This window comes from Planotetraspora silvatica (assembly GCF_016863315.1).
Lineage (GTDB): Bacteria > Actinomycetota > Actinomycetes > Streptosporangiales > Streptosporangiaceae > Planotetraspora > Planotetraspora silvatica.
Genome location: NZ_BOOQ01000061.1, coordinates 1 through 20,785, shown reverse-complemented (window position 1 = coordinate 20,785; position 20,785 = coordinate 1). Strand labels below are relative to the sequence as shown.

Annotated in this window: 23 protein-coding genes; 10 read left to right on the top strand and 13 right to left on the bottom strand. The window is 69.0% G+C overall.

Annotated elements, in window-relative coordinates; genetic code table 11:
• Window position 1: 1 nt before the first annotated feature.
• The 6 genes from Psi02_RS37370 to Psi02_RS37345 form a co-directional block, all read right to left on the bottom strand.
• A complete protein-coding gene (locus Psi02_RS37370) occupies window positions 2-1,354 on the bottom strand; it encodes an acetyl-CoA carboxylase biotin carboxylase subunit (RefSeq protein ID WP_203980658.1) in 1,353 nt (450 codons plus the stop codon).
• Between the two features lie 133 nt (window positions 1,355-1,487).
• Window positions 1,488-2,747, bottom strand: coding sequence for an HD-GYP domain-containing protein (locus Psi02_RS37365; protein WP_203980687.1), 1,260 nt, complete (start codon window positions 2,745-2,747; stop codon window positions 1,488-1,490).
• An 11-nt stretch (window positions 2,748-2,758) separates the two neighbouring features.
• Window positions 2,759-4,111 carry an HD-GYP domain-containing protein gene (locus tag Psi02_RS37360; protein ID WP_203980657.1) on the bottom strand — a complete coding sequence of 451 codons (1,353 nt, stop codon included), beginning with the start codon at window positions 4,109-4,111 and terminating at the stop codon, window positions 2,759-2,761.
• Window positions 4,112-4,442: 331 nt separating this feature from the next.
• Window positions 4,443-5,354, bottom strand: a complete 912-nt coding sequence (locus Psi02_RS37355) for an NAD-dependent epimerase/dehydratase family protein (RefSeq protein WP_203980656.1) — start codon at window positions 5,352-5,354, stop codon at window positions 4,443-4,445.
• A 33-nt stretch (window positions 5,355-5,387) separates the two neighbouring features.
• A complete protein-coding gene (gene rsrA / locus Psi02_RS37350; RefSeq protein WP_203980655.1) occupies window positions 5,388-5,654 on the bottom strand; it encodes a mycothiol system anti-sigma-R factor in 267 nt (88 codons plus the stop codon).
• Window positions 5,651-6,379 carry a sigma-70 family RNA polymerase sigma factor gene (locus Psi02_RS37345; protein ID WP_373317751.1) on the bottom strand — a complete coding sequence of 243 codons (729 nt, stop codon included), beginning with the start codon at window positions 6,377-6,379 and terminating at the stop codon, window positions 5,651-5,653. Before Psi02_RS37345 ends, rsrA begins: the two co-directional genes overlap by 4 nt.
• A gap of 126 nt (window positions 6,380-6,505) precedes the next feature.
• On the opposite strand from Psi02_RS37345, the gene Psi02_RS37340 reads away from it, so the two are divergent.
• Window positions 6,506-7,267: a class I SAM-dependent methyltransferase gene (locus Psi02_RS37340; RefSeq protein ID WP_203980653.1), complete on the top strand. Its 762-nt coding sequence runs from the start codon at window positions 6,506-6,508 to the stop codon at window positions 7,265-7,267.
• Here Psi02_RS37340 and Psi02_RS37335 read toward each other — a convergent pair.
• Both Psi02_RS37335 and Psi02_RS37330 read right to left on the bottom strand, forming a co-directional pair.
• Window positions 7,264-7,596: a TraR/DksA family transcriptional regulator gene (locus Psi02_RS37335; RefSeq protein WP_203980652.1), complete on the bottom strand. Its 333-nt coding sequence runs from the start codon at window positions 7,594-7,596 to the stop codon at window positions 7,264-7,266. The genes Psi02_RS37340 and Psi02_RS37335 overlap by 4 nt on opposite strands.
• Before the next feature lie 137 nt (window positions 7,597-7,733).
• A complete protein-coding gene (locus Psi02_RS37330) occupies window positions 7,734-8,504 on the bottom strand; it encodes an SOS response-associated peptidase (RefSeq protein ID WP_203980651.1) in 771 nt (256 codons plus the stop codon).
• A 74-nt stretch (window positions 8,505-8,578) separates the two neighbouring features.
• Between Psi02_RS37330 and aroA the strand changes: the two genes are divergently transcribed.
• Window positions 8,579-9,883, top strand: coding sequence for a 3-phosphoshikimate 1-carboxyvinyltransferase (gene aroA, locus Psi02_RS37325; RefSeq protein ID WP_203980650.1), 1,305 nt, complete (start codon window positions 8,579-8,581; stop codon window positions 9,881-9,883).
• A 70-nt stretch (window positions 9,884-9,953) separates the two neighbouring features.
• Window positions 9,954-11,015, top strand: coding sequence for a ribosome small subunit-dependent GTPase A (gene rsgA, locus Psi02_RS37320; RefSeq protein ID WP_203980686.1), 1,062 nt, complete (start codon window positions 9,954-9,956; stop codon window positions 11,013-11,015).
• Here rsgA and Psi02_RS37315 read toward each other — a convergent pair whose 3' ends face one another.
• Window positions 11,016-11,453, bottom strand: a complete 438-nt coding sequence (locus Psi02_RS37315) for a DUF4442 domain-containing protein (RefSeq protein ID WP_203980649.1) — start codon at window positions 11,451-11,453, stop codon at window positions 11,016-11,018.
• 83 nt (window positions 11,454-11,536) lie between these two features.
• Between Psi02_RS37315 and hisN the strand changes: the two genes are divergently transcribed.
• Window positions 11,537-12,319, top strand: a complete 783-nt coding sequence (hisN, locus tag Psi02_RS37310) for a histidinol-phosphatase (protein WP_373317752.1) — start codon at window positions 11,537-11,539, stop codon at window positions 12,317-12,319.
• A 43-nt stretch (window positions 12,320-12,362) separates the two neighbouring features.
• Here hisN and Psi02_RS37305 read toward each other — a convergent pair whose 3' ends face one another.
• A complete protein-coding gene (locus Psi02_RS37305) occupies window positions 12,363-13,184 on the bottom strand; it encodes a fructosamine kinase family protein (protein WP_203980647.1) in 822 nt (273 codons plus the stop codon).
• On the bottom strand, window positions 13,171-13,629 hold the full coding sequence (locus Psi02_RS37300; protein ID WP_239095487.1) for a low molecular weight protein-tyrosine-phosphatase: 459 nt from the start codon (window positions 13,627-13,629) through the stop codon (window positions 13,171-13,173). Before Psi02_RS37300 ends, Psi02_RS37305 begins: the two co-directional genes overlap by 14 nt.
• Before the next feature lie 161 nt (window positions 13,630-13,790).
• On the opposite strand from Psi02_RS37300, the gene pstS reads away from it, so the two are divergent.
• The 5 genes from pstS (at window position 13,791) to Psi02_RS37275 (ending at window position 18,268) form a co-directional block, all read left to right on the top strand.
• Window positions 13,791-14,897, top strand: a complete 1,107-nt coding sequence (pstS, locus tag Psi02_RS37295) for a phosphate ABC transporter substrate-binding protein PstS (RefSeq protein ID WP_203980645.1) — start codon at window positions 13,791-13,793, stop codon at window positions 14,895-14,897.
• Window positions 14,898-14,902: 5 nt separating this feature from the next.
• A complete protein-coding gene (gene pstC / locus Psi02_RS37290) occupies window positions 14,903-15,883 on the top strand; it encodes a phosphate ABC transporter permease subunit PstC (RefSeq protein ID WP_203958363.1) in 981 nt (326 codons plus the stop codon).
• A gap of 2 nt (window positions 15,884-15,885) precedes the next feature.
• A complete protein-coding gene (gene pstA / locus Psi02_RS37285) occupies window positions 15,886-16,764 on the top strand; it encodes a phosphate ABC transporter permease PstA (RefSeq protein WP_203980685.1) in 879 nt (292 codons plus the stop codon).
• 3 nt (window positions 16,765-16,767) lie between these two features.
• Window positions 16,768-17,544, top strand: a complete 777-nt coding sequence (gene pstB, locus Psi02_RS37280; protein ID WP_203980644.1) for a phosphate ABC transporter ATP-binding protein PstB — start codon at window positions 16,768-16,770, stop codon at window positions 17,542-17,544.
• Between the two features lie 61 nt (window positions 17,545-17,605).
• Window positions 17,606-18,268, top strand: a complete 663-nt coding sequence (locus Psi02_RS37275) for a response regulator transcription factor (RefSeq protein WP_203980684.1) — start codon at window positions 17,606-17,608, stop codon at window positions 18,266-18,268.
• 137 nt (window positions 18,269-18,405) lie between these two features.
• Here Psi02_RS37275 and Psi02_RS37270 read toward each other — a convergent pair whose 3' ends face one another.
• On the bottom strand, window positions 18,406-19,152 hold the full coding sequence (locus Psi02_RS37270; RefSeq protein WP_203980643.1) for an AraC family transcriptional regulator: 747 nt from the start codon (window positions 19,150-19,152) through the stop codon (window positions 18,406-18,408).
• A 247-nt stretch (window positions 19,153-19,399) separates the two neighbouring features.
• Between Psi02_RS37270 and Psi02_RS37265 the strand changes: the two genes are divergently transcribed.
• Window positions 19,400-20,095: an alpha/beta fold hydrolase gene (locus Psi02_RS37265; RefSeq protein WP_203980642.1), complete on the top strand. Its 696-nt coding sequence runs from the start codon at window positions 19,400-19,402 to the stop codon at window positions 20,093-20,095.
• Between the two features lie 76 nt (window positions 20,096-20,171).
• On the opposite strand, the gene Psi02_RS37260 is transcribed toward Psi02_RS37265, so the two are convergent.
• On the bottom strand, window positions 20,172-20,588 hold the full coding sequence (locus Psi02_RS37260) for a hypothetical protein (protein WP_203980641.1): 417 nt from the start codon (window positions 20,586-20,588) through the stop codon (window positions 20,172-20,174).
• Window positions 20,589-20,785 lie beyond the last annotated feature (197 nt).

Here is a 20,785-nt window from a genome sequence, read left to right as displayed (position 1 = left end):
ACTATCGGGCTTTCCTCATCCGGGAAACCAGCCCGGTGTCGTAGTCCCCGCTCACGAACTCGGGGTCGTCCAGCAGTTCGGCACAGAATGGCAGATTGTTCTTGGGCCCCTCCACCTTGAAGGCGGCTATGGCCGTACGGGCCCGGGCCAGGGCCTCCTCGCGGGTCGCGCCGTGGACGCAGAGCTTGGCCATCAGCGGATCATAGAACGGGGTGACGACGTTGCCCGCCACGTACCCGGAGTCGACCCGCACGCCCTCACCTGAGGGTTCCTCCCACATGTCGATCTTCCCCGGCCCGGGGAGGAAGCGCTTGGGGTCCTCCGCGTACACGCGGAACTCGATCGCGTGGCCGCCCGGACTCGACTCCAGGGCGTAGACCTCGCCCGCGGCGATCCGGATCTGATGCTCGACCAGATCGAGGCCGGTGACCGATTCGGTGACCGGGTGCTCGACCTGCAGGCGGGTGTTCATCTCCAGGAACACGAAGTCCTGCGCGTCGGCGTCCACCAGGCACTCCACGGTGCCCGCGCCGCGGTAGCCGACCGTCTCACCCGCACGCACCGCCGCGGCCAGCATGCGCTCGCGCAGATCGCCGGTGATGCCGGGTGACGGGCTCTCCTCGACCACCTTCTGGTGGCGGCGCTGGACCGAGCAGTCCCGCTCCCCGAGCGCGACCACGGTGCCGTCGGCGAGGCCGAGGATCTGGATCTCCACGTGCCGTGCGCGCTCGATGTAGCGCTCCAGCAGGATCGCCGGGCTCTCGCCGTCCTGCGCCCCGCCGAACCTGGCGGCCGCACGGGACGCCTGCTCGAAGGCCTTGCCGAGCGACTCCTCGTCGTGCGCGACGCCCATGCCGATCCCACCGCCGCCGCCCGCGGTCTTCACCATGACCGGGTAGCCGATCCGCTCGGCCGCCCGCACGGCCTCCGTGAGCGCCCCCACCGGCTCACGGGTTCCGGCGGCGACCGGGACTCCGGCCGACTCCATCATGTTCCGGGCGTTGATCTTGTCGCCCATCCGCTCGATGGCCTCGGGTGCCGGCCCGATCCAGACGAGCCCCGCCTCGGTCACCGCACGGGCGAAGGACGCGTTCTCGGCCAGGAAGCCGTAGCCCGGGTGGACCGCCTGTGCGCCGGTGGCGCGGGCGGCGGCGATGACCTTGTCCACGTCGAGATAGCTCTGGGCGGGAGCGGCCGGTCCGAGCAGGACGGCGTCGTCCGCCTCGGTGACGAAGGGCAGGTCGGCATCCGCCTCGGAGTGGACCGCGATCGCGCGCAGCCCCATCCGCTGCACCGTACGGATGATCCGCCGCGCGATTTCGCCACGATTGGCGACGAGGACTGAGTCGAACACGCAGCCCACCTTATGGCGATTCCCGAGGTCGACCGCCGATCGTTTCCAACTGAACCCGACAGGCGAATCTGTAGGGTCGCCACAAAAAGCGCGGCCTGCGCACCCCGTAAAACCCGTTTCGGTGATATGTCTGCTACAAGCGCGTCATCGTGAGCCGGTCGACCACCCGGGCCATCGCCTCCACGACCATCGGATCGTACTCCGTCCCGCCGTCGAGACGGAGCCGCTCCAGCGCGGCGGCCGCGCGGTCCCTGTCCGTCGACGCGCCCACCAGGTCGTCGTACGCGTTGGCCGCCTTGATGATCCGGCTGGCCGCGGGCGGCGACTCGGCGACCGGGTCGCACTGCCTCCGGACGATCTCGGCGACGCCGTGGAGCACGCCGGTCTTCCTGATCACCTCGGCGCCCAGCTCCGCGATGCGCCGGGCCTGCGCGGGGTCGGTCAGCACGGTGGCCCCGCCCGGAATCGGATCGCGCAGCGAGAGCTGGCCGATGTCGTGCATGAGGGCGGCGTACTCCAGCTCGAGCAGTTGCGGCTCGGACATGCCGAGCTCCCTGCCGATGGCGATGGACAGCTGGCTGACCCGGCGGGAGTGGCCGGGTTCGACGTAGCCGCCCACCTCGGTGACCCGGCTCAGCGCCCGGACGGTCTGCAGATAGGTGGCCCTGATCCCGGCGTACTTGCGGAAGGCCACCTGCGTGACCAGCAGCGGCGCCGCGAAGGCCGGCAGCGCGGTCAGGTCCATGCTGTGGGAGGCGAGCGCGAGGAGCATGCCGGAGGCGGCCACCGCGGCGCCCAGCGGCGCCGCCATCCTGATCTCGTCCCGTACGGCCACGCCGAACGCGGTCCTGACCTGCTCGGAGCGGAGCATCGCGGCGATCACCACGTCGGCCGTGAGCATCACGGCGATGAGCAGCGCCATCACCCCGAGGGCAGGCCACCAGTCACCCGCCGCGGCCACCTCGTAGAGCGGATGCGCGACCGGGCGGTAGGCGAAGGCCAGCAGGGAACCGGCGAGCAGCCGCCTGGCCATCGCGTCCAGACGCGGAGGGCGGCCGACGGCGATGTGCGGCAGGGCGCCGGCGATCATGCCGACCGACATCACCGCGACGACCTGCAACGCCGACTGGGTCGCCTCGCGGCCGCCGACGTCGAGGAGGAGCGCGTATCCGAGGGACGCGGCCGTCGAGACCGGCGCCACCTCCCGGTTCCCCGGCATGGTCAGCCGGGCGAGCTCCCCCGCGGCGATCAGCACGCCGAACCCGATCGCCACCTGCGAGTCGACCAGGCCGGTCGCGGCCGTGTGGGAGATACCCGCGACGGTCAGCATGCCGGCCGCGCAGATGAGCAGGAGCTGGCCGGAGTCGAGCCCCGGCGACCGGGTGGCCGCCATCCGCCGCTCGCTCACCGCTCCGACACCACCTGGATGGGCATCGTCGGGTCGTCGTGATCCTTGGCGGTCGTCTCGACCACGTCGTCGGACGGGGCCGGCGCGGTCTGCGGCGGATTCCAGCCGTCCCTGCTCAACGCCTTGATGAACGTGCTGACCATGATCGGGTCGAACTGCGTTCCCGCGTTCTTGAGCAGCTCGCCCACGGCGACGTCGATCGGCTTCGCCTTGCGGTAGGCCCGGTCGGAGGTCATCGAGTCGAACGCGTCCGCCACCGCGATGATCCGGGCGAACTCCGGGATCTCCGGCCCGGCCAGGCCCATCGGATAGCCCTTCCCGTCGACCCGCTCGTGGTGGTGCATGATTCCGGCGAACGCCTCGTCCAGGAAGTCGATCCCGCGCACGATCTCCAGGCCGCGCATGGGATGCAGCTGGATGGCGGCGTACTCCTCCTCCGTGAGGTCTCCGTCCTTCTGCAGGACCTTCGTCGGCACGCCCAGCTTGCCCACGTCGTGCAACATCCCGGCGTAGCGGATGGCCTGGAGGCGCTCGGCCCCCATCCCGATCTCCTCGGCGATCATGCCGGAGGCGGCCGAGACACGGGTGCAGTGGCCCCGGGTGTAGTAGTCCTTGGTCTCCACCGCCTGGCACAGGGCCGCGATCGTCGCGTCATAGGAGCGCTGTTCGGCGTGGTAGTGGCCGAGCGCCCAGCGGGCGACGAACAGGGGCAGCAGGACGAGCACCGTCGAGATCGACTCCACCGTGGCCCACAGCCCGGCGATCAGCAGGCCGAAGGTGGCGTATCCCACGTAGGACCCGAGGAACTGGATCATGCCGCGCAACGCGACCTGGTGCCTGCCCAGTCCCCCCACCAGCAGCAGGATCATCGCGGTCAGCGCGACGTTGATCGCGACGAAGGCCGCGGTGGCCGCGCCGTACGGGACGAGGATGCCCGGGAAGTCGGTGATCTTCGGCAGGCCCGGCACGCCGCCCGCGAGCTCGAACGCCCGGCCGGCCGCGTATCCGCAGATCACGAATTGCGCGCCGTTGAACAGGCGCTTGACGACGGCGAGGCCGGGACGCACGCTCAGGACGGCCATCAGGCCGACGAGCGCCGCGCCCTCGGCCCCGACGAGGACCACGGCCGCCAGGGCGGCGGAGTAACTGACGGAAACGGCGGCCTGCGGCACGTTGAGCAACGTCGGAACGGACTCGCAGACCAGGAACAGCAGCCCGAGCACGAGGAGCGTCGGCCAGTGGATGTCCGCCGTCCACTCTGGCGCGAGGATGCAGTGCGCGAGCAGGTAGACCGCGGCCCCGATGATCGCGACGAAATAGATCCTGGCAGGCCACGGTAGTTCCCGCATGACGCCACCTCGGGTGAGAGAAGCCTATGGATCAGACGAGCAGGAAGTGGATCCACAGGCAGGAACTACGTCCAGGAGATCCCCGGGGTCCCCGCGACGGTGCCGATAGTGCCGACGAGCACGACCACTGGGGTCAGCAGCGTCATTGCCGCCAATAGCCGGACGATGGTCTTCCCAAGCATGGTGCCGCCTCCACATCGATTCGCCACTCAGGCTACAGAACGCGACACCGGAGATCGGGGATGTCGGGGCTTCGCGGCCAAAACGTAATCAAGCCATCACGCTGTGTTGAATTATCCCGATTTATCGCGCGGGAATCGACCCACATAGCTCACGCACTCGTGGCCCAGGCGACGGTTGCCTTCAGCCCGGCGGCGAGATCGTGCGCCGGCCGCCATCCGAGTCCCTCGAAGGCGGGGGCCGGGTCGACGGCCATGGCGGGGAGATCGCCCAGCCGGGGCGGCTCGAACGCCGGCTCGTCGGGGGCACCGGCCGCGGCGGCGACGAGCGTGTGCAGCCGCCGGTCGGTCGTCTGCACGCCCGTCCCGAGATTGAACCGGCGGCCGTTCCCCTCAGGCCCGCACGCACGGGCGAAGCCGTCCACCACGTCGTCGACGAAGACGTAGTCGCGCGTCTGGGAGCCGTCGCCGTACACGACCGTGCGCCTGCCCGACAACAGGGCGTCCGTGAAGATCGAGACGACGCCCGCCTCGCCTTCCGGCGACTGGCGCGGGCCGTACACGTTGGACAGCACCAACGTGGTGTACTCCAGGCCGTGCAGCCCGAGGTAGGCGGACAGGTAGATCTCGCCGCTGAGTTTCGACGCGGCGTACGGCGAACGCGGATCGGTGGCGGCGTCCGCCGGGACGGGGATGACCCGGGGCCGCCCGTACACGGCCACCGAGGAGGCGTAGACGACCTTGCGCGCGCCCGCGCGCCGAGCCGCCTCGAGCACGTTGACCGTGCCCTCGACGTTCAGCCGGGCGTCGAGGGCGGGATCGGCGACGCTCCTCCTGACGCTGATCTGCGCGGCCAGATGGCAGACCACCTCCGGCCGCAGGCCCTCGATCACCGGGCCGATGGCGGGGTCGCGCACGTCCATCACATGCAGCCGCGCCTCGGGGTTCCGGTTGCCTCCGGACGACAGATCGTCCAGCACCGTCACCTCGTGCCCGTCCCGCACCAGCCGATCGACCAGATTGGACCCGATGAAACCGGCTCCGCCCGTGACCAGTACCCGCATGCCGCCGCCCTCCCGAAGCTCCGGGGGGAGATCCTAATCGGCGAGCTGGGCGCGCACCTGTTCGATCCGGCCCATGACCTTCGCCCGCAGGTCGTCGGGCACGGGGTCGCAGCCGCAGTGCTTGGCGACGAGCTGCTTGACCACCTTCTCCAGGCCGTACTCGTCGAGGCACGAGTGGCACTCGTCGAGGTGCTGCCTGATGTCGGCGCAACCGTGCTCGTCCAGCTCGCCGTCGAGGTAGCTGTAGAGCCGGTCGAGAACGTCAGTACACGGGGTCTCGTGGTGGTTCCCGCAGCTCATCGCCCCTCCTGGCCAACAGAGTCGTCGTCGCCCCCGCTGCGGGAGTCTGACCGCGCGAGCCCGCGGTCACGTGCGTAGTCCTGCAGCAGCGTCCGCAGCTGGCGGCGGCCACGATGCAGGCGGGACATCACGGTGCCGATCGGCGTGCCCATGATGTCGGCGATCTCCTTGTACGGGAAGCCCTCGACGTCGGCCAGATAGACCGCGATGCGGAACTCCTCGGGAAGAGCCGCCAGTGCGTCCTTCACGTCGCTGTCGGGCAGGTGCTCGAGCGCCTCGATCTCGGCGGACTTCAGACCGCTGGACGTGTGCGACTCGGCCCGGGCGAGCTGCCAGTCCTCGATCTCCTCGGTGCCGGACTGCTTGGGCTCGCGCTGCTTCTTGCGATAGCTGTTGATGAAGGTGTTGGTCAGGATGCGGTAGAGCCAGGCCTTGAGGTTCGTGCCCTCTTGGAACTGGTGGAAGGAGGCGAAAGCCTTGGCGAAGGTCTCCTGCAGGAGGTCTTCCGCATCCGCTGGGTTGCGAGTCATCCGGAGCGCGGCGGAGTAGAGCTGGTCGAGATACGGCATGACGTCGCGCTCGAACCGCTCACTGCGCTGCCCCAGAGTCTCCTCAGCTGTCTTGGAGACCGGACCCACCCCCTTCAGAACACCGTACCCAGCCGAGAATACCGGCCTGGTAGCGGCGCCCCTGCCGGGGGCTTCCGGCAGCACCAACGTGTTCATGCCCACCTGTAACAGGTCGGGCGTAGAGTCTGTTCCCGGTGCGGTTTGAGGTGATGAACGCCTCCGCAAGGGGAAATACATACGTACCGGCTGGTAGCCCGGAAATTCGACGTCCAGGAGCTGCTCGTGCTGCCTATTCCGGCCAACGAACTCAATGGCTCGGGCACGCTCGGGCCGTATTGGACCTTTTACCACGCGGTCGTCGCCGAGCAGCTGCGTCAGTGGCTGCCCGGCGAACCGTCGCTGCTGGTCGACCTCTCCGGAGGCCGGGGCCGGTGGCCGGCCCAGGCCGCCCGCGCCGGCCACCGGGTCATCGAGGTGATGGACTTCCGCAGACCGGTCGAACCGTGGCTGAGAGACGCCTCCGACCTCACCAAGAAGGTCCGCGCCGACGACCTCTCATTCCTCCCCGACGGGTGCGTCGACGCGGTGATCGCCGAGGAGCGCGTGTTGTCGGTCGACCTCATGGCCGAGTCGGTGCTCGACGACATGGCCCGCGTGCTGAAGCCCGGCGGCCGCGTCCTGCTGTGCGTCGACTCGCTCGTGCTGGGCATGGCGATCCTCGCCGAGCAGAACTACTGGGCCCATCTGTGCCAGACCGGCGAGGTCATGCTCATCCCCTGGCCCGACGGAAGCATCACTCGATGCTTCACCAGCGCGCAGGTCCGCGAACTGATCACCGGGGCCGGCCTCGAGGTGGAGTGGATCCGCCCGAGGACGGTCCTGTCCCCCTCCATGGTCGACCGCGTCCTCGGCTCGGGAGGCCGGTCGCTCGCGTGGCTGGTCCGCACCGAACTCGCGAGCCGGCCGGACGACGACGACACCGTCGGCATCCACCTGGTGGCCAGCGCGCGCAAGCCGCTCCCGGCAGGCCCGGCTCCGAGCTAGCGGCGGCGCTCCCGCTTCGACTGGCACTGGACGCAGCGGGCCGCCTCAGGCCGTGCCTCCAGCCTGCCCTCGGGGACGGGGGCGGCGCAGTCCACGCACCGCCCGTAACCGCCCTGGTCGAGCCGGACCAGGGCGTCCTGGACCTCCTTGCGCTGCCGCGACGCGACGTCCAGCATGGCTCGCGTATGGTCGGCGTCGGTGAGATCGGCCCCCGCGTCGGCGGCCGATCGTTCCGGCACGGCGACCGGGTCGCCCTTCAACACCCTGATCGAACGATCGAGCTCTTCGAGCATGACTTCCAAGCGCATACGCGCGGTCGCGACATCCACGAATCCGCACCTCCGGGAGCGTGGGGAACACCCGCCGAGGAGCCCCGGTCTCCCGACAGGTCGGCATTTATTACGGCGTGGTGAACCGCTTTCGTTACCGGATGCCCGTTCGGCGTCCGACTTACACCAATGGATTTCTAGAAAAGCGCGCCGGCATCATCGTCGTTTCCCGATTCCTTGCCGATCGGCTCCGCCGGCTGGACCAATGCCGGGCCGTTGTTGCGCACGTTGTTCACATCGGTGGAGACCGGATACGCCTCGAGCCTGTCGGGACTGGCGGGGACCAGCAGTTTCGCGGGGTCCGCCAGCCGGGGGTCGAGCCATTCCGCCCAGCGATCACGCTCGACCATCATCGGCATGCGGTCGTGAATGCGGCCCAGCTCGTCCTCGGCCGACGTGGTGATCACCGTGCACGTGCACAGCCATTTCAGCGGATCGTCGTCCGCCCGCCCGGGGTCCTTCCAGAACTCGTACAGCCCCGCCATCGCGAGCACGCCGCCGTCCGCGGGATGGATGAAATAGGGCTGCTTCTTCTTGTCCTCCGTCGGCATCCACTCGAAATAGCCGTCCGCGGGCAGGAGGCACCGCCTCGACGCGAAAGCCTTGCGGAACGCGGGCTTCTCTCCCACGGTCTCGATCCGCGCGTTGATCATCCGCGAGCCGATCGACGGATCCTTCGCCCAGCTCGGGACCAGTCCCCAGCGGACGACGCGCAACTGCCGCACCGGCCGGCCCGACGTCTTCTCGCCCTCGACCCTGGGGACGCGGCTCATGACCGCGTAGACCTCCTTGGTGGGAGCCACGTTGTAGTCGGGCCCGAGCTCCTGGTCGGGGGCGCCGTCGAGCTCGACCTCGAACTCCTCGAGAAGGTCATGCTTCTTGCGCGCCGACGCGTATCTCCCGCACATGCCCTCCAGATTGCCATTTCTCCCGCACGCGCGCGCCGTACGGGCTCAGGGGGGCACGACGATAGGCTTCTGGCATGGCCACACCGCACTCCGCATCCAAGGGCCCTGAGGCGCTCTGGGCGGCCCCGGTCGCGACCGATCCGGTCCGCGCGACCGTCCGCCTGCCCGGATCCAAGTCGGTGACCAACCGTGCGCTGCTGCTCGCCGCGCTGGCCGACGCCCCCAGTCGCGTACGGCTGGCCCTGCGCAGCCGCGACGCCGATCTGATGGTGGCCGCCCTGCGGTCGCTGGGTGCGGAGATGACGTCCTCCGAGGAGAGCGCCTCCAGTGTGGACTGGGCGATCACCCCGAGGCCGATCAGGGGCGGCGTTTCGATCGACGTCGGCCTGGCCGGGACGGTCATGCGGTTCGTGCCCGCGGTGGCCGCGCTCGCCGACGGCCCGGTGCTCTTCGACGGCGACCCGGCCGCCCGCAAGCGGCCCATGGGCCCGATCCTGGGGGCCCTCCGCGCGCTGGGCGCGTCCGTCGACAATGACGCCCTGCCGTTCACCGTCCGCGGGCCCATCTCCGGCGGGGAGGTGGTCCTCGACGCCTCGGTCTCCTCCCAGATGGTGTCGGGCCTGCTCCTGGCGGGCGCCCGCTTCGACCAGGGCGTGACCGTACGGCACAGCGGGCCCCCGGTCCCGTCGATGCCCCACATCGAGATGACCGTCCACATGCTCCGGCAGGCCGGTGTGGAGGTCGACGACTCCGGAGCCGACGTGTGGCGGGTGGAACCCGGCCCGATCAGGGCGCGGGACGTCGACGTCGAACCCGACCTGTCCAACGCGGCGCCGTTCCTCGCCGGGGCGCTCGTCACCGGCGGCACGGTCGTCGTCCCCGGCTGGCCGGAGAAGACCACGCAGGGCGGCGACCAGCTCCGCCACCTGCTCGAGCGGATGGGCGCGACGGTGACCAGGGTCCCCGAGGGCCTCCAGCTGACGGGCTCCGGACAGGTGCGGGGCATCGAGGCCGACCTGCACGAGGTGAGCGAGCTGACGCCGACCATCGCCGCGCTGGCCGCCCTCGCCGACGGACCGTCCCGCATCAGCGGCGTGGCCCACATCCGCGGCCACGAGACCGACCGCATCACCGCGCTCGCCACGGAGATCAACCGCCTCGGGGGCGACGCCCGCGAGACCGACGACGGGCTGGAGATCCACCCCAGGCCGCTGTCCGGCGGGGTCTTCCACTCCTACGACGACCACCGCATGGCGACGGCCGGCGCCGTGATCGGGCTGGCCGTGCCCGGCGTCCAGGTGGAGAACATCGCGACCACGGCGAAGACCCTCCCGGAGTTCCCGGACATGTGGGCCGCCATGCTGGGCGGCCCGCGATGAGAGGGCCTCGTCCGATGAGCGGCCCCGTGAGCGGTGCTCACGGGTGCGCGAGACGATCGGGGCGCGGGCACTGAGAAAACGGCAGTACGACGAGGACGACGTCAGGGTGAGACCGGGCAAGGGCTCCCGGCCCCGGACGCGGGTCCGCCCTGCCCACGACGCGGCCGTCGAAGGGTTCGTCGTGGCCGTCGACCGCGGCCGCTACACCTGCCTCGTCGGGCCCGGCATCCCCCGGATCAACGGCGACGCACGGGCCGCGCGTCCCGCGAAGGGGGCGGCTCGCCGCGCGGGCAAGGCGGAACGGACCCTCGTCGTCGCGATGAAGGCCAGGGAGCTCGGCCGCAAGGGCATCGTCGTCGGTGACCGCGTCGCGATCGTGGGCGACGTGACGGGCCAGCCCGACACGCTGGCACGGATCGTGCGCGTGGAGGAGCGCGACTCGATGTTGCGGCGCAGCGCCGACGACACCGACGACATCGAGCGGCCGATCGTCGCCAACGCCGACCAGCTCGTCATCGTCACGGCCCTGGCCGACCCGCCGCCGCGCCCCCGGATGATCGACCGGATGCTCGTCGCCGCCTTCGACGCGGACATCGATCCGCTGTTGTGCCTCACCAAGTCCGACCTCGCCCCGCCCGACCAGCTGGTCTCCCAATACGAGCCGCTCGGCGTGCCGTACGTGGTGGTCGAGAAGGGCAGCCCGCTCGGCGAGCTGCGCGAGCGGGTGACCGACCGGATCAGCGTGCTCGTCGGGCACTCGGGAGTGGGGAAGTCGACGCTGGTCAACGCATTGGTGCCGCAGGCACGGCGCGCGGTGTCCCACGTCAACGCGGTGACCGGCCGGGGACGGCACACCTCCACGTCGGCGGTCGCTCTGGAGCTGCCCGAGGGCGGCTGGATCATCGACACGCCCGGGGTCCGCAGCTTCGGTCTCGCCCATGTCTCCGTGGAGACCGTGCTGGCCGCCTTCCCCGATCTGAACGAGGCCGCGGTCGACTGCCCGAAGGGGTGCACCCACCTCGGGGACGACTGCGCGCTGGACCGATTCGTCGCGGACGGCCACTGCGACCCCGCGCGGCTGGAGTCGCTCAGGCGTCTGCTGGCCAGCCGCGAGGGGTCCGACGACGACTGATCAGCGGTTGGGGCGGAGCGTCCAGGAGACGGTCACCTCGGATACGAGGGTCCCCGCCGCGTCATGGATGTCGACCGTCACGTCGAACTCCGGACGCTCTCCCGCGTCGAGCAGGGCGACGACCTCGCCGCGGTCGGCCCGCAGGGCCGCCGACGCCGTCACCTCGCCCTTGGCCAGCTTGAGATAGCGGACCGCGGCCACCGTGGCCAGCGGCACGGCCCGGGAGAGCTGGTCGCCGAACGCCGACAACATGGCGGCCCCCGACGCCGACTCCGCGAGTGAGAACAGGGCGCCGGCGTGCGGGCCGCCCACGTGGTTGTGCAGATCCTCACGGTCGGGCAGGCGCGCCACGGCGGTGCCGGTTCCGACCGAGTCGAAGGTGATGCCGAGCAGGCGCGCGAACGGGACGCTGTCGAGGAGGAATGCGGCGATGTCCATGATCGGATGTTACCGATGGGTATGTTTTGGAGCGATCCGGGCCTGATGTAAGCGGCCTCCGGCACGATAACTTGGGGCCTGTGATGGGATACAGCGACGACCTGCGACTCGCGCATGTGATGGCGGACGCCGCCGATGACATCACAATGCGCCGCTTCAAGGCCGTGGACCTGAAGGTCGACACCAAGCCCGACCTCACCCCGGTCAGCGACGCCGACAGGGCCGTCGAGGAGGCCATCCGCGGCACGCTGCGGCGGGCCAGGCCACGCGACGCGGTCGTGGGCGAGGAGTTCGGCCGGACCGGATACGGCATGCGCTCGTGGGTCATCGACCCCATCGACGGCACGAAGAACTACGTACGCGGCGTCCCCGTGTGGGCCACCCTCATCGCGCTGATGGAAGAGGGCAAGGTCGTCGTCGGCGTCGTCTCGGCCCCGGCCCTCGGCCGGCGCTGGTGGGCCGCCAAGGACGGCGGCTCGTGGACCGGGCGCAGCCTGACCAAGGCGTCCCGCTGCCGCGTGTCGGAGGTCGGCCGCCTCGGTGACGCTTCCTTCGCCTTCTCCGACCTGGAGGAATGGGAGAAGGACGACCGGCTCGACGGTTTCCTCGACCTCACCCGGCAGGTCTGGCGCAGCCGCGGCTACGGCGACTTCTGGTCGCACATGATGGTCGCGGAAGGCTCGGTGGACATCTCCGCCGAGCCCGAGCTCTCCCCCTGGGACATGGCCGCGCTCACCGTCATCGTCGAGGAGGCGGGCGGCACCTGCACCGCCCTCGACGGCACCATGCCCCTCGACACCGGCAGCATGGTCTGCACGAACGGACTGCTGCACGGCGAGGTGCTCAAACGCCTCTCGCGCCCCTGAACATCTCTGAGCATCTCCGGGCATCTACGAGCATCTCCGGGCGTCACATGGCGAGGACCTCGGAGGCGGCCGTGAGCAGGCTCCCCCGGTAGGCGTCGCCGTACAGGCAGACGTGGACGGCGAGCGGGTGAAGCTGGTGCAGCGGCACCCGTTCCCGCCAGCCGTCCGCCGGCGGGGCGGCCTCCCGGTAGGCGCCCAGAATCACGGCGAGGTGCGGAGCGCCGAAAAGCGCGAGCATGGCGAGGTCGGTCTCCCTGTGGCCCCCGTGAGCCGCCGGGTCGACCAGCGCGACACGCCCGGGGCCCGCTCCGTCCGTGTCCGGTGGGGCGGACCACAGCAGATTCCCGTTCCAGAGGTCGCCGTGGATGCGGGCGGGCGGCTCGGCCGGGCCGGACACCTCCGTCACGCGGTCGCACGCCTCCTCGACCAGGTCGACGTCCGCCGCCGACAGCCGCCCGGCGTCGCGGGCCTGCCGTACGAACGGGAGGACCCGCTGGGAGGTGTAGAAGGAGGGCCAGTCGGAAGCCGGCCCGTTGTCCATGGGCAACTCGGCGATGGACCCGGGCCACGGGGCACCGAAGGCCTCCGCTCCCGCTGCGTGGAGAGCGGCCAGTTCGCGGCCGAACCGTTCGGCCGCCTCCGCCGTCGCCTGGGCCGTATCGATCCACTCCAGCACGAGGGTGTCGCGGTCCGCCTCGACCACCTCCGGGACGGCCACGGCCTCCGGTTCGGCGAGCCAGCGGAGCCCGGCGGCCTCAGCGGTGAAGTCGGCGCCCCTCTTGACGAAGACCCGCCGTCCGTCGTCCACGACGCCTTCGTGGAGGGTCCAGGCGTGACTCGTACCGAGATCCCTAGTGATCTTCAAGGTACTTCGCCAGCCCCTCGGACGCGGCCTCGACCATGACGAGCACGTCGGTGAAGCCCTCCTGCCCGCCGTAGTAGGGATCGGGCACCTCGGCCCCCTCGGGCGCGGCGGGGTCGAACGAGCGGAACAGCCGCACGTCGGCTCCGGGCGGGGCGATCCGCCGCACGGCCCGGAGGTTCTCCGCGTCCATCACGAGGACCAGGTCGCGTTCGGCGAACCAGGCCCGGTCGAACTGACGTGCACGATGGGCCTCGCCGTCGTATCCGTGCTCGGCGAGCGTCGCGAGGGCGCGCTCGTCCATGGGCTCACCCGCGTGCCAGCCGCCGGTGCCCGCGCTGTCGACGAGCACGTCAAGGCCCCTCTCCTCGAGCGTGCGTCTCAGAACGATCTCGGCCATCGGTGACCGGCAGATGTTTCCCATGCATACCAGACATATGCGCTTCATGAACCAATGGTCTCGCATACCCATCGTGACCTGCTCGTTATTTCCATCGATCACCACAAGAGACCCGGCGCGTTCACTACTCGTTCACCTTTACCAAGGGATCCGGTCACCTTGGATCTCTACTGTCCTCAACGATGAGAATTCAAGCGGGAGGAATCACCGTGAAGTATGCAGGCCGGCTTGCCGCGGCCGCCATTATCGGCGTGTTTTCGCTCGCCGCGTGCGGCACCGACGATAACAGCGGCGACACTGGCGCCCCCACCACCGCCTCATCGGCGGGTGGCAGCAGCAGCCTCTCTGGCACGATCAACGCCGCAGGCTCCTCGGCTCAGGCCAACGCGATGGACGAGTGGAAGAAGGGCTTCCAGTCGGCCAACACCGGTGTGAGCGTCAACTACAACCCGGCCGGCTCCGGCGCGGGTGTTCAGTCCTTCATCCAGGGCACCGTCGCGTTCGCCGGCTCCGACTCGGCGCTGAACGACGAGAAGGGCGAGCCGGCGCAGGCCGACGCCCGCTGCAAGACCGGCAAGGCGATCAACCTGCCCATGGTGATCGGCCCCGTCGCCGTCGTCTACAACGTCCCCGGTGTGGACGGCCTGCAGCTGTCGCCGAAGACCATCGGCGGCATCTTCAACAGCAAGATCACCAAGTGGGACGACCCGGCCATCAAGGCCGACAACCCCAACGCCACGCTGCCCTCGACCGCCATCCAGGCGTTCCACCGCTCGGACGAGTCGGGCACGAGCGACAACTTCACCAAGTTCCTCAAGGCGACCGCCGACTGGCCGTACGAGCCGGGCAAGGCATGGCCGGCCGAGGCCAAGGGCCAGGGCGCCAAGGGCTCGGACCAGATCGCCGCTTCGGTGAAGAGCACCGAGGGCGCGATCAGCTACGTCGAGCTCTCCTTCGCTGAGAACTCGAGCCTCCAGAAGGCCAAGGTCGCCAACGGCTCCGGCGAGTTCGTCGAGCTCACCCCGGAGAGCGCGGGCAAGACCGTCGAGGCCGCCCAGGTCGCGGGCACCGGCAACGACCTCAAGCTCAAGATCGACTACGCCACCAGCGCCGCGGGCGCCTACCCGATCGTCCTGGTGACCTACGAGATCACCTGCGAGAAGGGCCTGTCGGCCACCGACCTCCCGCTGGTCAAGTCGTTCCTGACCTACACGGCCAGCGACGCCGGCCAGCAGTCCCTGACCGGCCTGGGCTACGCCCCGCTGCCGGCCAGCCTCATCAGCAAGGTCCGGACCGCCGTCGAGGCGATCTCCTAGCCCTGATGGCCACGTCTCTTCCCAAGACCGAAGGCGGGCCGGCTGTTAGCCGGTCCGCCTTCCGGCGCAGCCGCGGCGACGGCCCGTTCCGCTTCCTATCGGTCGGCTCAGGTGTCATCCTGCTGGCGATCATGGCGGCGATCGCGGTCTTCCTCGTCGTGAAGGCGATCCCTGCCCTTCAGGCGAACACGTCGCACTTCCTGACCGAACTGACCTGGAACCCGAACGCCACCAAGCCTGTCTTCGGAATCGGCGCACTGGCCTTCGGCACCGTCGTCAGCTCGTTCCTCGCGCTCATCATCTCCACTCCGGTGGCCGTGGGCGTCGCCCTGTTCATCTCCCACTACGCGCCCCGTCGCCTGGCGTCGATCCTCGGCTACGTGGTGGACCTTCTGGCCGCCGTCCCCAGCGTCGTCTACGGCCTGTGGGGCGTCACCTTCCTCGTCCCCTTCATGCTCGGCCCCTCCAAGTTCCTGAACGACTACCTCGCGTGGATCCCGCTGTTCGGCGGAGACTCGGTGGTGGGCAAGAGCATGCTGACCGCGTCGCTCGTGCTCGCGATCATGATCCTTCCGATCATCGCCGCGATCTCGCGTGAAGTGTTCCTGCAGGCGCCGAAGCTCCAGGAAGAGGCCGCCCTCGCTCTCGGCGCCACTCGCTGGGAGATGATCCGGATGGCGGTCCTGCCGTTCGGACGCCCCGGCGTCATCACCGCCGCGCTGCTCGGGCTCGGGCGGGCCATGGGCGAGACGATCGCCGTCGCCCTGATCTTCCCGGCGACCTTCACCATCTCGTTCCGCATCCTCAGCCCGAACGGCAACAGCATCGCCGCCAACATCGCCAACGGCTTCGGCGAGGCCACTCCGATCGGCCGCGGCGCGCTCATCGCCTCCGGCCTGGTGCTGTTCGTCATCACCCTTGTGGTGAACACCGCCGCCCGTCTCATCATCGCCCGCCGTAAGGAATACGCGAGGGCCGCCGCGTGACCGTGCAAACCGGAATCCAGCCCCTTTCCGTCGGGAGGCGGGCCAAGGACCAGGCCGTCCGGGTCCTGGTCTACCTGGCGTTCGCCGTCGCCATCGTTCCGCTCGTCTCGGTCTTGTGGCTCGTCGTCAAGAACGGCCTCAAGCGCTTCGACGTGGAGTTCCTCACGCACTCGATGCGCAACATCGGTGCTCGGGACGCCGGCGGCGGCGCCTACCACGCGATCATCGGAACGCTCGAGCAGGTCCTGCTCGCCTCGCTGATCGCGGTGCCGATCGGCCTGCTCACCGCGGTCTACCTGGTGGAGTACGGCAACGGCCGCAGGCTGTCGCGATTCATCAGCTTCTTCGTGGACATCATGACCGGTGTCCCGTCCATCGTCGCCGGCCTGTTCGTCCTGGCGTTCTGGATCCTCGTTCTGGGCATGCCGTTCTCGGGCTTCGCCGGCGCGCTGTCGTTGTCGATCCTGATGATGCCTGTGGTGGTCAGATCGACGGAGGAGATGCTGCGGCTCGTTCCGAACGAGCTGCGCGAGGCGTCCTACGCGCTCGGTGTGCCCAAATGGCGCACGATCGTCAAGGTCGTGCTGCCGACGGCTTTCACCGGAATCGTCACCGGCGTGATGCTGGCCGTCGCCCGTGTCGCGGGCGAGACCGCGCCGCTGCTGCTCACGGTGTTCTTCACCGACTCCATCAACGAAGACCCGTTCAACGGGCCCCAGATGGGCCTTCCGCTGTACGTCTTCGGTCAGTCGAGCCTCCCCCAGGACATCGCCATCGACCGCGCCTGGACCGGGGCGCTCACCCTGATCCTGATTGTCATGCTGCTCAACCTGGTCGCGCGCCTCATCTCGTGGTGGCGTTCGCCTGCTAAGAGGGGATAAGAGATGGCAAAGCAGATCGAGGTCTCCGATCTCGATGCCTACTACGGGTCGCACAAGGCGATCGAAGGCATCTCGATGACCATCGAGCCGCGTTCCGTCACGGCGTTCATCGGCCCCTCCGGTTGCGGCAAGTCGACGTTCCTGCGGACCCTGAACCGCATGCACGAGGTCATCCCCGGCGCCCGCGTCGAGGGAAAGGTCCGGCTTGAGGACCAGGATCTCTACGGTGCGAGCGTCGACCCCGTGTCGGTGCGGCGGACCATCGGCATGGTGTTCCAGCGGCCCAACCCGTTCCCCACGATGTCCATCTTCGACAACGTGGCCGCGGGCCTGAAGCTGAACGGCCGTTTCTCCAAGTCCCAGTTGGACGGCATCGTCGAGACCTCTCTCAAGGGTGCCAACCTGTGGAACGAGGTCAAGAGCCGGCTGAACAAGCCCGGTGCGGGCCTGTCCGGCGGACAGCAGCAGCGTCTGTGCATCGCGCGGGCGATCGCCGTACAGCCGCAGGTCCTGCTCATGGACGAGCCCTGCTCGGCGCTGGACCCCATCTCGACCCTCGCGATCGAGGATCTGATCTCCGAGCTCAAGCAGGAGTTCACGATCGTCATCGTGACGCACAACATGCAGCAGGCGGCTCGCGTCAGCGACCGGACCGCATTCTTCAACCTTGCGGCCCAGGGGCAGCCAGGCAAGCTCGTCGAAATGGACGAAACCTCCAAGATCTTCACGAATCCGACGCAGAAGGCGACCGAGGACTACATCACCGGACGCTTCGGCTGAACCGCATTGGAGGACTCGGGTGGCGGCACCCGTAGTGGAGGGGGACACTCGGTCGGCACCCATGCTTTTGGTGGCCGATCCGGATGCGGGCCTCATCCAGCAACTGGCGGCGGCCCTGGAACCCGAGGGGATCGACGTCACCGGCGTCATGGACGGCGCGCAGGCTCTGCTTCAGGCGGGCGCGCTCCAGCCTGACGCCGTGTTGATCAGCTCTTCCCTGCCCGTCGTGGGCCCGGTCGACTTCGTCCGGGCCGTACGGCTCGCACGGGCCGTGCCGGTCCTGCTCGGTATCGATTTCGGGAGCGATACCGAGCAGGCCCTGCAGGCTCTCGCGGCCGGGGCGACGGCTTGCGTGGCGCGTCCCTACCGAGTCCACGAACTGCTTCCGCTCGTCCAGGCGGCGTTCCGGCGCCAGGGCGACCACCGGATCGTGCTCACGATCGGCGACGTCGAACTGGACGTCACGGCTTACCAGGTGAAGGTGGCGGGGCACATCGTCCACCTGCCTTTGCGAGAGTTCGAACTGCTTCACTACCTGATGCGCAACGCCGACCGGACCGTCACGCGCGAGCAGATAATGCGACACGTGTGGCATTCCGCGGACGCGATGTCCACCAACACGATCGCCGTCCACGTCAAGCGGCTGCGCGCCAGGCTCGGTGACGACGACGACAAGATGATTCAGACGGTCCGTGGGGTGGGCTACCGCTTGGTGTCCAGCTGACGCCGTTCCTTCCAGGCACACGCATTACGCCGAACCCGGCCATCGGGTTCGGCGTAATGCTTTTGTGAGGCCTTGAGCGAATCGCGAGGCACACGGGGGTCGTCTCCTGTCCCATCGGCTCGTAGTCCGAGTGCGAATCACCCCGAGGACTTGGCCACCGTCGAGAGTTGAGACGCGAGGGCGGTGGTCTGGCGACTGGTTCGGTAGCGGCCCGGGGTCGTTCCGATGATGTTGGTGAACGCCGCGATGAAGCCGCTGGGGTTGGCCCATCCGCAGGCGTAGGCGGTCTGGGTGGTGTCGTGGCCGTCGGCGAGGAGCACGAGCGCGTGGTGGACGCGCAGCTGGGTGCGCCACTCATAGAAGGTCATGCCGAGTTCGTTGCGGAACAGTCGGCTGAGGGTGCGGGTGCTGGCGCCGATCGTCTTCCCGAGTTCGGCCAGCGAGGAGTTGTCCGCAGGCGTCTCGTACAGCATCCGGGCGATGGCTTGCAGCCGGTCGTCCCGTGGCTCCGGCAGATGCAGTGGCTGTTCGGGTGCTTCGCGGAGTTCATCGACGAGCACTCGAAGGAGGCGAGCGCGCGCGGAGCGGCTGTAGCCGGGCGCTGCGTCGTCGTAGTTGCGGGGGCCGGTCAGGGCGAGCAGTACCTCGCGGGCGAGGTCGGAGGCCAGGAACACGGCGGGATGGTCCGGTATCAGCCGAGCGAGGGATGGCGCGAGAAAGACGATCCGCATATCGGTGTCGCCGTGGGAGCGGTGGGAGTGCGTGAACCCGGCCGGGGTCCAGGCGACCCGGTTGGCGGGAACGATCGACGTGCCGCGCTCGGTGTGAACTGCCAGGACACCGCTGGCTGCGTATACCAGATGTCCCCGTTCGTGGGACTGCACCGCGCTTGCTTCGCCGGATGGCCAGAGGTGGCGCCCGCCAGACGGCCACATGTGTGACGTCACACCGGCGATCTCGGGAGGTTGGCGGCGAACAGGCATCAGTTGGCATCTTATCGGTAGTAAGCCACACCTTGATTTGGCGACACTACCTCCATGCGGTGGTTTCGGTCGCGCACAGCGCCCGACCGAACCACATGTCATCGAGGCAGCGTGCCTCGATGCCGCGGCTTGAGAGAAGGAGAAACACATGGCGACGTTCGTCCTCGTGCCCGGCGCTTGGAAGGGCTCCTGGTCGTTTGAGGCGGTGGTTCCGCTGCTGGAGCGTGCCGGTCACACCGTTCACGCCCTGACTCTGACCGGTCTGGGGCCAGACGACGACAACGCGGCGGTCGCGACCGCCAACCTCGACACACACGCCGGCGACGTATTGCGGCACCTCGATCGCAACCACATCACCAGCGCGACCCTGGTCGGCCACAGCTACGCCGGGATGGTGATCGCCGCCGCCGCCGACCGCGCTGACGGCCGGATCTCACGACTGGTTCATCTCGACGCCTACGTCCCGCGCGATGGCGAGTCGTGCTGGTCGTCAACGAACGAGCATTTCCGGGAAGTGTTCGCTGCCGGCGCTGCGGCCACCGGATACGCCGTCCGCCCGCCGGACGGCGGCGATCCCCGCCGCCGTCCCCATCCTCTCGCCTCGTTCCTGCAAACGATCCGGCTCACCGGCGCGCTCGCCCAGGTCCCCCGTCGGGAGTTCATCTACTGCTCGGGATGGGAAGATCGGACGCCGTTCGCTGAGCTCCGCACCCGACTCCAAGCCGATCCCGGTTGGCAGGTCCACGACGTCCCAACCGGCCACGACGCAATGCACGAAGCCCCGGAGACCGTCGCCGCACTGCTGCTTGACGAGCGCCTCGCGGATGCGTCGACGCGCAGATGACAGGCGTGCGATTAGGCCGCGGCTGCCGGACATGGTCGAGGGCCGTTCGTGTGGCTTGTTGTGCCGGCCCTACTGGTCAGCTGAACTGGCTGGCCAGCCAGAGGCTCCCCGCGACCAACAGCACAAGGCAGACAAGGGCCAGGTAGCCCGCCCACAGGCCGGCGACGGCTATCGCATTGCCTCGTCCCTCCGCCCACCTGAGCCTGTGCCGGGCGACGTGTCCTGTGCTGATTCCCAGCAGGCTCAGTCCCAAAGGCACCGCGCAGAACAGGAGCTGCGACATGAGCCTCACGACCGGCCTGATGAGATCGACGACGCGCTCGTCGACGTACCTGGCGATCAGTAATCCCGGAAACCACAGGAGACCGCACAGCCCCAGCACGAGAGAGGCGACGGCGAAGCCATCCATCTTGGACGGCGAGATTCGGTGATCGGCTCGGGTGCCGTCGCGTCCGTCTGAGGACGGTGCCCCGAAGATCTGCTCATGTTCCATGGAACCGAATGTCGGATCCGCGGCCTCCCCCGTCATGAGGACAGGCACCCAGCCTGTCCTGCGCACCACGACGACTCCACGCCGAGCTCAGTGCGGCTACAACGGTGAAGTGGCTTCTGGATGAGGCCGGCGGCGCCGTTTACGGCCTTCGCGGGGGGTGTTCGTCTTTGCGGGGGACTTTACGGGGGAAATAAAAA